The sequence below is a fragment of the Neisseria sp. P0022.S010 genome, assembly GCF_051956635.1.
Genome location: NZ_JBQCXF010000057.1, coordinates 1 through 13,918 on the forward strand (window position 1 = coordinate 1; position 13,918 = coordinate 13,918).

The following is a 13,918-nucleotide window of genomic DNA, read 5'->3' on the forward strand; positions in this document are numbered from 1 at the left end:
ATTGAGTCAAATCTTCATAGCTTTGCGTACAGGCTGCCAAGGGAAGAAGACTTAAGAGTAAGATGATTTTTTTCATGATTTCCCTATTCTTTTATTTTTGCTCATTCTCGGCAGGTTTGCCTTCTTCCTGCGCCTGTTGCGCAGCCAATTCAGCGGCAATCTCTTCGGCAGGACGGGCTTTGTAAGTCGTCGCAATCGCGCTCAGTGTCAATTCGCCTTTATTGCCTTTGCCTTCTTTATCCTCGCCTGCGTTTACGAGCTTCAAAGAATCCAACGTAATAATGCGCGACAAATCGCCTACGTCACGGGTAAATTGGCTGATCTGAGCGTATTTGCCTGTGATGGAAATCTGATACGGCAGTTTTTGAATCGGGCCATCATTTTCAGGTTGGAGCGGTGCAACGCTGTCCAAACGCAAGCCGTTGGTCGAACCTGCCTGATGCAGCTCTTGAATCAGGTTCGGAATTTCCGCGTCAGTCGGCAGTTGTTTCAACAAAACGTCGAATGCAGAACGAATCGAAGCCAATTCGGCCTTCAGATTATTCAAACTTGCCGCCTGAATGCTTTTACGCGTAAAGGTTTCCTTCAGCTCATCTTCTTTGGCTTCCTGCGTATTCAAGGTTTCAATCTGATCTTTAAAGACGCCGACATAGCCCAAAGCCAACATGCCGACAATCAATAAACCTGCCAGCAAAAGTTTTGAAGGCATATTGAGCAGGTACAGGTTTTGTATGTCCAATTGTTTTAGGTTTTTAGATGCCATTATTGAGCCTCCGGAGCAGGTTCGGCCATTTCACCGCTACTTTGGGCAGTCGGTGCAGGAGCCGGCGTATTCACCTGGTTGATTGAAGATTTCAAAGTAAATTCTTGGTAGTTATCTACTTTTTTAATGCTCAACAATTCAGGCTGCAAGAAAATACCTGTACTTGGCAGGGAGCGCATCATAACGGCGATTTTATTGTCGCTGATGGCATGGCCGCTGATTTTATAGCTGGTCGGGCTTTCGGCTTCCAATGCGGTCAAATAAGTATTATCGGGCGTAAGCGTATTCAAAGAATCAAGGATATAGGCCGCTTGATAGCGTTTTTCCTGCAATTCTTCCACTTTCAGCTTTTTAGCCAAGAAGGCTTCTTTTTCTTGCTGAAGTTTATCGATTTCGCCCAATTCCCTATCGAGTCGGTCGATTTCGGTTTGCAGGAAGTTGTTGCGCCCTTCTTGATTGCTGATGGCGTTGTCAATACCGAGATAGGTTGCGGCCGCCAAGCCCAAACCCACGGCAAAAGCGCCAAGCATCAATACTTTGAATTGCTGCTGCTTGCGCTGTTTAATCTCTTCTCGATACGGGAGAAGGTTGATTCTGGTTAATTCAATCATGTTCTCAAAGTCCCCTTAATGCCAATCCGAACGCCAAGGTCAGTGACGGCGCATCAATTTGAAGCTGCGGCAATTCTACTTTTGCACTGCGTTCCACATATGAAATCGGATGCAGATATTCTGTCGCCGTATTGGTTTGCGAGAAAATGCTTTCCGCCAAACCTGCCTGCTGCGCGGTAAAGCCGGTCAGCAGGATGTGTTTGATATTGGAGAAGGAATCAGTGGCTTGCGTGGTATAGTAAAATTGCAAAACACGCTGAACTTCTTGTGCAACCTGTACGTTAAAACGGTCGGCAATCTGAGATTGGTAGTCGGAAGGCTTGTTTTGAGAAGCCATCATTTGCGCGGCTTTTTCTTCCGTTACCTGATAAGTACGCTGAATCAGCTGATTGAGCTGCTCCGTGCTGACCGGCGTTTCTTGTTTGTAAAGAATACGGCCGTTTTGCAGGATCAGGGCATACATTTGCGTCGCATGAATGCCGAACACGGCAACTTTTTCATCTGCCATCTCGGGGGCATGCGTATTCATCCAATAGACGAAGGCATTGCGTTGCGCCAGCAAGTCCAAATCCAAAGCCGACAAAGGCAGACCGGCATTCTCGAACATTTCAATGCGCGGCTCAACATCGTCTTTTTTGGCGGCAACCGCTAAAATATGCTGGCCAGAACCGACTTCTTCGGCTTGAAAGTCGTAGTTCATTTCTTCAATCGGCGCAAATTGGCCGACTTCCGCCTCGACAAACTCTTCCAAGTCCAAATCGGTATCACGCGGGTTGTAAATAATTTGCTCGACTGTCGCCAAGTTTTGTGGCACAGCCGCAACAATATTTTTGCAAGAACTGCGTAATTGTGCGTAAGTATGCTGGATGTAGGTAGCAAGCTGATCGTAGTCTTGAATTTTATTGCCTTTGACAATATTTTTAGGCAATTTGGTAATAACGTATTTTTCCAGCTGAATTTGGTTTAAACTACGGCCTGTCAGTTGTACCATCTTAATGGCATGTTGGCTGATGTCGACGCCGATGGCAGAGCGGTTGTTCAATCCGCTAGAAGCCTTGCCTGTTTTGGTATCTTTCGTGCTTTTAAATAAGCGCATGATTTGACTTCCCTGTATCATTTAGGAGTGAGTAACTGTTTCGTTATCCGTAAAGGACTTCTTATTCTTTGCACAGTATTGACTGTGGCTGATAGAAATCGTTTCCCATTTTACTTTATTTATCGCCATTAATGGCAAATTATTACTTAGTCATGATTAAAAAGATTATAACGACCTGCCTGGGTCTCTTATTGGGACTGGCTCTTTTCGGTGTGGGGCTGCTTGCAATTGCAATTTTGGTCACCTATCCGAAGCTGCCGTCTTTGGACACTTTGCAACACTACAAACCCAAAATGCCGCTGACGATTTATTCTTCAGACGGCCAAGTGATTGGCGTTTACGGCGAGCAACGGCGTGAATTCACCAAAATCGGTGACTTTCCCAAAGTTTTGAAAAATGCCGTGATTGCCGCCGAAGACAAACGCTTCTACGACCACTGGGGCGTGGACGTTTGGGGTGTGGCGCGCGCTGCAATCGGCAACGTCATGGCCGGCGGCGTCCAATCCGGTGCCAGTACGATTACGCAACAGGTTGCAAAAAACTTCTACCTGAGCAGCGAGCGTTCGTTCACCCGTAAATTCAACGAAGCCCTGTTGGCCTACAAAATCGAGCAGTCTTTGAGCAAAGACAAGATTTTGGAGCTGTACTTCAACCAAATCTATTTGGGTCAACGCGCTTATGGTTTTGCATCTGCAGCCCAAATTTATTTCAATAAAAACGTTAATGAATTAACATTGGCCGAAGCCGCCATGCTGGCCGGCTTACCCAAAGCCCCTTCCGCCTACAATCCGATTGTGAACCCTGAGCGTGCCAAACTGCGTCAGGCTTATATTCTGAACAATATGCTGGAAGAAGGCATGATTACCCTGCAGCAACGCGATCAGGCTTTGAAAGAAGAGTTGCATTACGAGCGTTTTGTACAAAACATCGATCAAAGCGCCCTGTACGTTGCCGAAATGGTGCGCCAAGAGCTGTTTGAAAAATACGGCGAAGATGCCTACACGCAAGGCTTTAAGGTATATACCACCGTCGATACTGCACACCAGCGCGTGGCCACCGAAGCCCTGCGTAAAGTCCTGCGCAATTTCGACCGCGGCAGCAGCTACCGCGGCGCAGAAAACTACATCGACCTGAGCAAAAGCGACAACGTAGAAGAAACCGTCAGCCAATACCTTTCTACACTTTACACCGTTGATAAAATGATTCCTGCGGTTGTATTGGAAGCCTCCCGCAAAGGTGTACAGATTCAGTTGCCGAGCGGCCGTAAAGTCACGTTGAACAGCCACGCTTTAGGCTTTGCCGCCCGTGCCGTCAACAACGAAAAAATGGGCGAAGACCGCATCCGCCGCGGCTCCGTCATCCGCGTTAAAGGCAGCGGCGATACCTTTACCGTCGTTCAAGAGCCTTTGTTGCAAGGCGCATTGGTGTCTTTAGATGCGAAAACCGGCGCAGTCCGCGCATTGGTCGGCGGCTACGACTACCACAGCAAAACCTTCAACCGCGCAACTCAAGCCATGCGCCAACCCGGCTCGACGTTCAAACCGTTCGTTTATTCCGCCGCTTTGGCAAAAGGCATGACTGCTTCCACTATGATTAACGACGCACCAATCTCCCTGCCGGGCAAAGGTGCTAACGGTAAAGCGTGGAACCCGAAAAATGCAGACGGCCGCTATGCCGGTTACATCACGCTGCGTCAGGCTTTGACCGCGTCGAAAAACATGGTGTCCATCCGCATCCTGATGTCTATCGGTATCGGTTACGCGCAACAATACATCCAACGCTTCGGCTTCAAGCCGTCTGAAATTCCTGCCAGCCTGTCTATGGCTTTGGGTACAGGCGAAACCACGCCGTTGCGTATTGCAGAAGGTTACAGCGTCTTTGCCAACGGCGGTTACAAAGTGTCCGCCCACGTCATCGACAAAATCTACGACAGCCAAGGCCGTCTGAGAGCGCAAATGCAGCCTTTGGTAGCCGGTGAGAACGCGCCTCAGGCCATTGACCCGCGCAACGCCTACATCATGTACAAAATCATGCAGGACGTTGTCCGTGTCGGTACCGCACGCGGTGCAGCCGCACTCGGCCGCGCCGACATCGCCGGTAAAACCGGTACCACCAACGACAACAAAGACGCATGGTTTGTCGGCTTCAACCCTAGCGTTGTGACTGCCGTCTATATCGGCTTTGACAAACCGCGCAGCATGGGTCGTGCAGGTTACGGTGGTACAATCGCCGTACCGGTATGGGTAGAATACATGCGCTTCGCCCTGAAAGGCACCAGCGTCAAACCGATGAAAGCCCCTGAGGGCGTGGTTTCGAACGGCGGCGAAGTGTATATGCGCGAACGCATGACCACCAGCTCCGACCTGGCCTTGGACAACAGCGGCGTTGCACCGCGCCCCGCTCAACCTGCCCGTCGCGCGGTTCCGAATGAAAACCGCCGCCGCACCGAGAGCGGCAATGCGCCAGCCCGTGAAGAATTAGACGAAACCCCAGTTCTGCCAAGCAATACCGGCAACAATAACAAACAACAACTGGACTCTCTGTTCTAACAAATCAAGGCCGTCTGAAACGTTCAGACGGCCTTTTTTGAGAAAATTCAAAGCAAAACCATGATTGATTTACACTGCCATTCGACCGTTTCAGACGGCATGCTCTCCCCAACCGAAGTCGTCCGACTTGCCCGTCAAAACGGTTGCACCCTACTCGCCCTGACCGACCACGACCACACCGGCGGACTGGCCGAAGCACGCGCCGAAGCCGATACCCTCGGCCTCCCCTTCGTCAACGGCGTGGAAATATCCGTCACTTGGCGCGGCCGCACCATCCACGTTGTCGGCTTGGACTTTGACGAACACAACGAAACCCTGCAAAACCTGCTTGCTGAAGTCCGTAAAGGCCGTCTGAAACGATTGGAAGCCATCGCGGCCAAACTGAAGAAAAAAGGCATCACAGGCGCGTATGAAGGCGCGCTGGCATTGGCCGCCAACAAAGAAATGGCCAGCCGCACCCACATTGCCGAATTCCTCATCCGCGAAGGTCATGTCAAAAACAAACAGCAGGCGTTTACCAAATACCTGGGCGACGGCAAATCCTGTTCCGTCAGACACGAATGGGCCACACTGGAAGACTGCGTAGCCGCGATTACAGGCGCAGGCGGCATGGCCATTATTGCCCACCCGATGCGCTATGAATTATCCGCCACCGCCAAACGAAACCTGTTTCAAGAATTTAAAAATCTCGGCGGCGCAGGGATTGAAGTGCACAGCGGCAACTGCTGCAAAAACGACCGCCTCAACTATGCCCTGCTTGCCGACCGCTTCGACTTTCTCGCCAGCGCAGGCAGCGACTTCCACCGCCCCAACGACTTCAGCGGCGGCATACTCGGCGCCTGTCCCGACTTACCCGAACAATGCCGCCCGGTCTGGGAACACTTTAAGGCCGTCTGAATTTTTGACAGCAATTTTTCAGACGGCCCGCCAAGTATGAGACAGTTATAAACATATCACACTCTACATATTGAAACTGCCTGCCCGATACACCATAATAACCCTATAAATACCCCAAAAAATAAAGGTTAACACCATGTGCCAACTGCTCGGCATGAATTGCAACACTCCCACAGACATCATGTTTTCTTTTGAAGGCTTCCGCCGTCGCGGCGGCATTACCGACCACCACGCCGACGGCTTCGGTATCGGCTTTTTCGAAGGCAAAGGCGTGCGCTTGTTTCACGACGACAAGCCCAGCGCCAACTCGCCCGTTGCCGACTTGGTACGCGCCTACCAAATCAAATCTGAAAACGTTATCGCCCATATCCGCAAGGCCTCACAAGGCCAGACCTCATTGGCGAACACTCATCCCTTCATGCGCGAGATGTGGGGCGAATATTGGCTGTTTGCACACAACGGCCATTTGATTGATTTTTTCCCCGAGCAGGGTGAGTACTACCATGCCGTCGGCTCAACCGATTCCGAACGCGCGTTCTGCTTTATTCTCAACCGCCTGCGCAGCCGCTTTGCCACCAAGCCCGAACCTGAAGTTTTGTTTGACGCCATTGCCGGCCTGACCCATGAAATCCGCCGCTACGGCTTGTTCAACTTCGTCATGTCCAACGGCGACTGCCTGTTTGCCCATGCCAGTACTTTGCTGCACTACATCGTGCGTAAAGCCCCGTTTGGCAAAGCACGTTTGCTGGACGATGATGTCATGGTCGATTTTTCAGAGGTGACCACCCCGAACGATAAAGTTTCCGTCATCGCCACCCTGCCCCTGACGCGAGATGAAACCTGGTCGCAATTGGCAGTCAATGAATTGGTGATGTTTCAAGACGGCGACATTGTCCTCAGCGACCGCCCCGACAATCCGGTTTACATGAGCGCGGAAGAAGGTTTGGAAATCGCCCGAGCTGTCGGCGTATCGGTTTGACGTTTGATTGACTGAAAAACACAAGGCCGTCTGAAAAGCCCAACTTCGCCAAAGTTGCCCTTTCAGACGGCCTTTTTATACCTAAATTCTACGCAAAAGCCTTTACTATACGAAAATAACGCAATCCGCTACAATAATAGTTCACAAACAATAAATTCAATTGCTTAGCGACCTTGCCGAGCGTATGACAAGGAAACCCGATGAAGTGCCCGTTTTGCCAACACCCCAACACTCAAGTAACCGACTCGCGATGGCTGGAAGACACCAACAGCATCCGTCGCCGCCGCAAATGCTTGGAATGCGGACAACGCTTCAGCACTTTTGAAACCGTTGAAATGCGGATGCCGCAAGTTATCAAATCCAACGGCACACGGGTTCCCTTCAATCCGCACAAACTGCAGACCAGCCTTGAGCGCGCGCTGCACAAACGCCCTGTCACGCAAGAACAAATCGACGAAACCGTTGCCCTTATCGAGCAACGCCTCTACCGTTTGGGCAAAAAAGAAGTCGCTTCGCGCATCGTCGGCGAAATGGCGATGGAGGAGCTGGCAAAAATCGACCAAGTCGCTTATGTCCGCTTCGCGTCCGTCTATAAAAGCTTTAAAGACGTTTCCGAATTCACCCAAGTCATCGCCGAATGCAAAGCCAAATAAGGCCGTCCGAAACCATGTTTTCCGCACTTGATACCCAAATGATGCAAACCGCCCTCGAGCTGGCCAAGCTTGGGCGGTTTTCTACTTCCCCCAATCCCCGCGTCGGTTGCGTCATTGCACACGGCGCCCAAATCGTCGGACAAGGTTTCCACGTCAAAGCAGGTGAGCCGCACGCCGAAGTTCACGCATTGAGGCAGGCCCAAGCGGCGGCAAAAGGCGCAACAGCCTATGTCACGCTGGAGCCTTGCAGCCATTACGGCCGCACGCCGCCATGCGCCGAAGCGCTGATTCATTCCGGCGTAGCGCGCGTGGTCGCCGCCATGACCGACCCTAATCCATTGGTCGCAGGCAAAGGTTTGTCCATGCTGGAAGCCGCCGGAATCCGTACCGAAAGCGGTTTACTGGAAGCGCAGGCGCGCGAGCTCAACCGTGGTTTCCTGTCGCGTATCGAACGCGGCAGACCGTTTATCCGCCTCAAATGCGCCGCCAGTTTGGACGGCAAAACCGCCCTTTCGGACGGCCGCAGTTTTTGGATTACCGGCGAAGCGGCACGTGAAGACGTACAAATTCTCCGCGCCGAAAGTTGCGCCGTTTTGACCGGTATCGGTACCGTGCTTGCCGACAACCCGAAACTCAACGTCCGCAGCTTCCCCACCCTGCGCCAGCCTGCGCGCATCGTCTTAGACAGCCGACTGCAAATCCCTTTGGACTGCCACCTCGTGACCGATACCGACAGCCCGACCGTTATCATTACCCTTTCCTCAGACGAACAACGTTTGCAGGCGCTGGGTAAATTTGAACATATCCGCATCATCAGGCCGTCTGAACACATCAACGGCCGCATTAATCTTCTTTCACTCATGCCGCAACTGGCAGAGCTTGGCTTTGGCGAAGTTCTGGTAGAAGCCGGCTCAACACTTGCTTCAGCCTTCCTGAAGGATGACTTGGTGGATGAAATCGTCCTCTACCAAGCACCGAAACTGTTAGGCGCAGGCAAACCTCTTTTCTCCCTTTCTGAAAATCTGGCCGCCCTACTTTCAGACGGCCCTTGGCACAGTCAATCGGTAGAAATCATCGGGCAGGACATTAAATGGGTTCTACGGAAAAAATCCGTCTGATTGCTTGTCATAAATAATTTAATTATTTTCAATAGAGTTATTCTATTGTTTATATAGCAATAAATGTGATTTATTCATCAATCTATTATAATGACTATAGCGTATTTCAATTTAAAACTTTGACTTAGGCTCATTATAATTAACCTGATTGTCAACAAAATTCTTTTTTTCTTCACGAAATAATAAACTTTTAAAATAAGTTAAGCCGAGAAAATTTATTAAAAGTTTTTATTCTAGAAGGATTTTAAATGGCATAAACGGTAGCCCTGTCTTATGAAGATAACATGTGATTTTAAATATATAGTTGAAAAACAAAAATTATTTATTGATTTTAAAAATTAAATTTTCAAAAATACTATTTCCATACCTCAGAGGCCGTCTGAACGACCGTTAAACTTTTTTGATTGAGACGAATCTGATAAATGCTTATGATTTCGCCCGCTGAAATTATAAGTACGGTTTTGAGGCTTCACACGATACGGCAGCCGGCTATGCGGTTGCAGCAAACAACTCAGGCATCGGGCAAACACTCCCGATTCACTCATTCATTACACGAAAGACATCATGAAAAACATTACGATACAAAAATTTGCCGATAAGACCGCAAAAATCGGCATCGTCGGCTTAGGCTACGTTGGTTTACCACTGATGCTGCGCTATGTGGACATCGGTTACCAAGTTTTGGGTTTCGACATCGATAAAACCAAAGTCGACAAGCTCAACAAAGGCGAAAGCTACATCGAGCATATCCCTTCCGACAAAATTGCCGCTGCTTCCAACAGCCTGTTTGAAGCAACGACCGACTTCTCCCGCATCGGCGAAGTAGAAGCCGTGATTTTGTGCGTACCGACTCCGCTCAACAAATACCGCGAACCGGACATGAGTTTCGTTATCGACACTACCGACGCAGTCAAACCTTACTTGCGCGCCGGTCAAGTGCTGTCTTTGGAATCCACCACCTACCCCGGTACTACCGAAGAAGAATTGCTGCCGCGCATGGAAGAAGGCGGCTTGAAAGTCGGTCAAGACGTGTTCTTGGTTTACTCTCCTGAGCGTGAAGACCCGGGTAACCCTAACTTTGAAACCCGTACCATCCCCAAAGTCATCGGCGGCCATACCCCTGCTTGTTTGGAAGTCGGCCTGGCGCTGTACCAACCTGCCATCGATAAAGTTGTTCCGGTAAGCTCCACCAAAGCGGCCGAGCTGACCAAACTTTTGGAAAACATCCACCGCGCCGTAAACATCGGCTTAGTGAACGAGATGAAAATCGTTGCCGATAAAATGGGCATCGACATTCACGAAGTCATCAATGCCGCCGCAACCAAACCGTTCGGCTTCGTTGCTTATTACCCGGGCCCCGGCTTGGGCGGCCACTGTATCCCTATCGACCCGTTCTACCTGACTTGGAAAGCCCGCGAATACGGCGTCAACACCCGCTTCATCGAGCTGGCAGGCGAAGTTAACTCCCACATGCCCGACTACGTTATCGAAAAAGTCGGCCTGGCTTTGAACGACCACAACCGTTCCATCAAAGACAGCAAAATCTTGGTATTGGGTATCGCCTATAAGAAAAACGTAGACGATATGCGTGAAAGCCCGTCTGTGGAAGTGATGGACCGCCTGCACAAACTGGGCGCAGTGGTTTCCTATTCCGACCCGCACGTTCCAGAATTCCCGCACATCCCCGGCCACCACTACTTCGACCTGAAGAGTGAAGCGCTGACCCCTGAAACTGTCGCCCAATACGACTGCGTGGTTCTGACCACCGATCACGACAAATTCGACTATGACATGATCACCGAACATGCCAAACTGATTGTCGATACACGCGGCAAATTCCCAGTGAAAAATCCTAAAGTCATCAAAGCATAATCTTGCTTCAGACGCATCCGGCTGCCTCCGGTTTCCCCACCGGGACGGCGGCCGGTTTCCCAAGGCCATTTGTTTTTCAGACGGCCTTGGGAAACCGGCAACGGTAACAACGCATCTCTTACGAAAAACGCTCAGCTCGAACTTCCGGCCGTCTGAAAACAAATAATATGAACGCGAAAAAAATCCTCGGCTACGCATTGGGCCCGATAGGAAGCGCCGCTTTCGGCCTGCTTTCCCTGCCGCTCATCTCATGGTACTTCCCTGCGGAAGACATCGGCCGTATCGTACTCTTGCAGACCATTGCCGGACTGAGCATCCTGTTGCTGGGCCTGGGGCTGGACCAATCCTATATTCGCGACTATTACGCCGTTAAAGACAAGGCCGCGCTGTTCAAATCCGTTTTTTTATCGCCATTGATTCTGACGGTGGCGGTTGTGGTTTTAGTGTTGCTGATAAACGCATCATGGCCGTCTGAAATCATTTTCGACATCCCCAGTGCGAATTTGGGAATTCTCTTCCTGATTTTCTTGGCCACCACGCTGATTATCCGTTTTTTAGCCTTGATTTTGCGGATGAAAGAGCAGGCACTGGCTTTTTCACTCAGCCAGCTTGCGCCGAAATTTTTGATTTTGGTGTTGGTTTTTGCCGTGATCGCTTCCGGCCTGCCCGCCAATACCACTTCGCTGGTTTTTGCCTATACCGCCGCCCAAGTGCTGACCGTTGCGCTGTTGATCTATCAACTGCGCCGAGACCTGCAAGCCGTTTCCCATGCGAAATGGTCGCCTGAGCTGCATCGGGACGGATTACGCTACGGCCTGCCGCTGGCATTCGGCAACTTGGCCTATTGGGGTTTGACTTCGATTGACCGTTTTGTCCTCAAGAATATCTCGGGCTTGGACGAGTTGGGCATTTATTCGATGGCAGTCAGCTTTGGCGCCGTCGCCTTGATTTTCCAAAGCGTGTTTTCCACCATTTGGGCGCCTTTGGTGTTCAAATGGGTGGAAGAAAAAACCAATCTGGACAAAATCGGCGACATCACGCTTTCCATGACCGTCCTCATCAGCGCAATGATTTGCCTTATCGGGATTTTCTCGCCGATGGCGACCTGGATACTGCCGGAAAAATACACGCAGGTTCAATTTATCCTGCTCTCGTGTATGCTCTTCCCCCTGTTTTACACGCTGACCGAAGTCAGCGGCATCGGTTTGAACGTCGTCCGCTCGACTTGGCTGATTACCGCCATCAACATCGTTGCCTTTATCGCCAATACCGCCCTGCTCTATCTGCTGGTGCCGAAATTTGGTGCAAAAGGTGCGGCTATGGCCAGCGCAACGGCTTTTTGGCTGTTTTTCATCTTGAAAACCGAATTCTCTTCACGCCTGTGGCAGCCTTTGCCGCGCCTGAAGATTTATACCAACTCAACGCTCTGCCTGATGATCTGCCTTGCCTACACTTGGCTGGGTACGCGAGACAACTATATTTGGTTTGCGCTGGCATGGGCCGTCGGACTGGGTTTCCTGTTCCTAAAATACAAACACGCATTATTTGCCGCGACCGAAAAAATCAAAGCCAAATTAAACCGTTCGGCAAAATAGCCAACCTGAGATTCATGTCTCTACGATAACAACAGCACGACTATGAAAATAAAACGTCTGAACTTATACACTTACATCCTATACATCATGCTCGCAGCCTATATGCTGGGGCCCGCGCTTTCCTTTAAGGTCGGCGTGCCGCGTATCGACAACCCGCTGACCCTGATATTTGTACTGCTTGGTTTTATCGTATTTTTTCTGGAAAGCAAGCATATTCCACGCAAGATTTTTGCCATGCTCTGCGCCCTGACTGCCATGTGCATCTGGCCTGCCATCCACATGGGCATTACGTCGCTGACGCCGACGCAGTACATGGATATTTTGTTTTTTATGGCGGTTCCGGCTTTCTTCTACTTGTTTTACCAAGTATTGAAGCGCGCCGACGACCCTTTGAGGACAATTCAGAAGTTCCTCATCGTATTTACATTGTTTATCGCCGTGCCGCCGTTTGCAGAGCTGGCCACCGGTATTCAGTTTGTGAGCGCCAGCGATGAGTTGGCTATTGACGAAGGCTCGCTCAAAGGCTTGTTCTTTAACCCGAACAACCTTGCCGCCACCGCAGTCTGCCTTGCGCCTGCCATTTTGTTTTTCTTCCAACTCCAAGGACGGAAACACAAAGAAAAACTGCTGGGCTGGGGCTTGTTCCTGCTGTTGGGTATGGCCATTTTCGCCAGCGTATCGCGTACCGCCATCGGCTGTTACCTGTTGATTTTGCTGGTTTATACGGCCTATCGCAAAAACGGTTTTATTACGGTCGGCGTAGCAGGCCTGCTGGCGTTGGTGTTGTCGATGATTCCGTCTCGCGCGATTGCGGAATTTTTGCTCTCACTAAACGGCAACCAGTTTTTGGAACGCTTTTCCAGCCGCGTGTACCTCTTCCTGTACGACTTGGGCAGCGACAACTCCGTGTCCTACCGTCAGGAGATTTACAACTACTTCTGGAACAATCCGCCCCTGCTGCTGACCGGCTACGGCCCTAAAAACTTCCGCGAATATTTCGGCGGCCATTTGAGCGGCAGCTTGGGCTTTGAAAACCCGCACAGCTTCATCATCGAGCTGTATCTGGGTTTCGGCATGATTTCCCTGCTCGGCTTTATTGCCTTTGTGGCGTGTTATTTCCTCTACACCGCCTCAAACCGCGCAGTAACCGGCAAATCGCGCGTTTTGGCTTGGGTTGCCTTGGGCATTTTCCTGCTGGCCGGTTTTATTCCGTCCACTATTTTGCGTATGCCGTTTATCTGGCTGCCCTGCCTGCTGATTTTTATTTACAGCGTATTTGTCGCGCCCAAGCTGAAAGATATGGCCGCTTACGCATACAACGAAACACTATACGATACGAAGAAACCATCATGAAAATCATCCTGACTACCTCCATGTCCGGCCTCGGTGGCACTGAAAACGCCACTTTCCGCCTCGGCCGCCTGCTCAAACAACGCGGACACGATATCGTATTGGCCTCTTCAGACGGCCCTTTGATTCAGGAAGCGCAAGCATTGGGCATCCGTTGGCAGCCGATCGATTTTTACCAAGGCGGATTATTGGGTTACATCAAAGGCATGTTTGCCTACATGAAACTGCTGAAAAAAGAGAAACCCGATGTGATTCACTGCCAAATGGCGCGTATCGTTCCGGCCTGCGCCATTGCGGCCAAGTTTGCCTCGCCGAAAACCAAAGTGTTCTACCACGCGCGCGGCCTTGATCCGGAAACTTATCCGAAAATTGCCAAGCTTTTCGACAAGCTGGGCGTGTACATCATCGGCAACTGCAAACACGAACGCGAAAAAC

The 13,918-nt window shown here is 50.6% G+C and carries 12 protein-coding genes; 9 read left to right on the forward strand and 3 right to left on the reverse strand.

Translation table 11 applies throughout. The features are described from left to right. Positions 1-91: 91 nt before the first annotated feature. Genes ACTHUT_RS07720 through pilM form a run of 3 tightly spaced genes read right to left on the reverse strand, consistent with a single transcriptional unit; the run spans position 92 to position 2,470 of the window. Positions 92-763 (reverse strand): type 4a pilus biogenesis protein PilO, encoded by a 672-nt coding sequence (locus ACTHUT_RS07720; protein ID WP_440386488.1) that lies wholly within the window; start codon positions 761-763, stop codon positions 92-94. Then, positions 763-1,374, reverse strand: coding sequence for a PilN domain-containing protein (locus ACTHUT_RS07725; RefSeq protein WP_296115303.1), 612 nt, complete (start codon positions 1,372-1,374; stop codon positions 763-765). The genes ACTHUT_RS07720 and ACTHUT_RS07725 overlap by 1 nt, the downstream gene beginning before the upstream one ends. Positions 1,375-1,378: 4 nt before the next feature. Next, positions 1,379-2,470, reverse strand: coding sequence for a type IV pilus assembly protein PilM (gene pilM / locus ACTHUT_RS07730; protein ID WP_188213446.1), 1,092 nt, complete (start codon positions 2,468-2,470; stop codon positions 1,379-1,381). A 152-nt stretch (positions 2,471-2,622) separates the two neighbouring features. Between pilM and ACTHUT_RS07735 the strand changes: the two genes are divergently transcribed. The 9 genes from ACTHUT_RS07735 to ACTHUT_RS07775 all read left to right on the forward strand — a co-directional run. Further along, the gene (locus tag ACTHUT_RS07735) at positions 2,623-5,019 is read left to right on the forward strand and encodes a penicillin-binding protein 1A (RefSeq protein WP_440386487.1); all 2,397 of its coding nucleotides are present in this window, start codon (positions 2,623-2,625) and stop codon (positions 5,017-5,019) included. A gap of 60 nt (positions 5,020-5,079) precedes the next feature. Then, positions 5,080-5,916 (forward strand): PHP domain-containing protein, encoded by an 837-nt coding sequence (locus ACTHUT_RS07740; protein ID WP_440386486.1) that lies wholly within the window; start codon positions 5,080-5,082, stop codon positions 5,914-5,916. 136 nt (positions 5,917-6,052) lie between these two features. Further along, complete coding sequence (locus ACTHUT_RS07745) at positions 6,053-6,895, forward strand: class II glutamine amidotransferase (protein ID WP_036492810.1); 843 nt, start codon at positions 6,053-6,055, stop codon at positions 6,893-6,895. 200 nt (positions 6,896-7,095) lie between these two features. Then, on the forward strand, positions 7,096-7,548 hold the full coding sequence (nrdR, locus tag ACTHUT_RS07750) for a transcriptional regulator NrdR (RefSeq protein WP_003748978.1): 453 nt from the start codon (positions 7,096-7,098) through the stop codon (positions 7,546-7,548). A 14-nt stretch (positions 7,549-7,562) separates the two neighbouring features. Beyond that, complete coding sequence (gene ribD / locus ACTHUT_RS07755; protein WP_440386485.1) at positions 7,563-8,666, forward strand: bifunctional diaminohydroxyphosphoribosylaminopyrimidine deaminase/5-amino-6-(5-phosphoribosylamino)uracil reductase RibD; 1,104 nt, start codon at positions 7,563-7,565, stop codon at positions 8,664-8,666. Between the two features lie 564 nt (positions 8,667-9,230). Beyond that, on the forward strand, positions 9,231-10,538 hold the full coding sequence (locus ACTHUT_RS07760; protein WP_036492804.1) for a nucleotide sugar dehydrogenase: 1,308 nt from the start codon (positions 9,231-9,233) through the stop codon (positions 10,536-10,538). A gap of 167 nt (positions 10,539-10,705) precedes the next feature. Continuing rightward, on the forward strand, positions 10,706-12,133 hold the full coding sequence (locus ACTHUT_RS07765; RefSeq protein WP_440386484.1) for an oligosaccharide flippase family protein: 1,428 nt from the start codon (positions 10,706-10,708) through the stop codon (positions 12,131-12,133). Positions 12,134-12,175: 42 nt separating this feature from the next. Continuing rightward, a complete protein-coding gene (locus ACTHUT_RS07770) occupies positions 12,176-13,486 on the forward strand; it encodes an O-antigen ligase family protein (RefSeq protein ID WP_440386483.1) in 1,311 nt (436 codons plus the stop codon). Continuing rightward, on the forward strand, positions 13,483-13,918 hold a 436-nt coding region (locus ACTHUT_RS07775; protein ID WP_440418720.1), incomplete at its 3' end, for a glycosyltransferase. The genes ACTHUT_RS07770 and ACTHUT_RS07775, both read left to right, overlap by 4 nt.

Bases quoted from the DNA above. Each gene is read 5' to 3' on its own strand.
- ACTHUT_RS07745 (WP_036492810.1), top strand. From the start codon at position 6,053: ATGTGCCAACTGCTCGGCATGAATTGCAACACTCCCACAGACATCATG.
- ribD (WP_440386485.1), top strand. From the start codon at position 7,563: ATGTTTTCCGCACTTGATACCCAAATGATGCAAACCGCCCTCGAGCTG.
- ACTHUT_RS07735 (WP_440386487.1), top strand. From the start codon at position 2,623: ATGATTAAAAAGATTATAACGACCTGCCTGGGTCTCTTATTGGGACTG.
- ACTHUT_RS07725 (WP_296115303.1), bottom strand. From the start codon at position 1,374: ATGATTGAATTAACCAGAATCAACCTTCTCCCGTATCGAGAAGAGATT.
- nrdR (WP_003748978.1), top strand. From the start codon at position 7,096: ATGAAGTGCCCGTTTTGCCAACACCCCAACACTCAAGTAACCGACTCG.
- pilM (WP_188213446.1), bottom strand. From the start codon at position 2,470: ATGCGCTTATTTAAAAGCACGAAAGATACCAAAACAGGCAAGGCTTCT.
- ACTHUT_RS07760 (WP_036492804.1), top strand. From the start codon at position 9,231: ATGAAAAACATTACGATACAAAAATTTGCCGATAAGACCGCAAAAATC.
- ACTHUT_RS07765 (WP_440386484.1), top strand. From the start codon at position 10,706: ATGAACGCGAAAAAAATCCTCGGCTACGCATTGGGCCCGATAGGAAGC.
- ACTHUT_RS07720 (WP_440386488.1), bottom strand. From the start codon at position 763: ATGGCATCTAAAAACCTAAAACAATTGGACATACAAAACCTGTACCTG.
- ACTHUT_RS07740 (WP_440386486.1), top strand. From the start codon at position 5,080: ATGATTGATTTACACTGCCATTCGACCGTTTCAGACGGCATGCTCTCC.
- ACTHUT_RS07770 (WP_440386483.1), top strand. From the start codon at position 12,176: ATGAAAATAAAACGTCTGAACTTATACACTTACATCCTATACATCATG.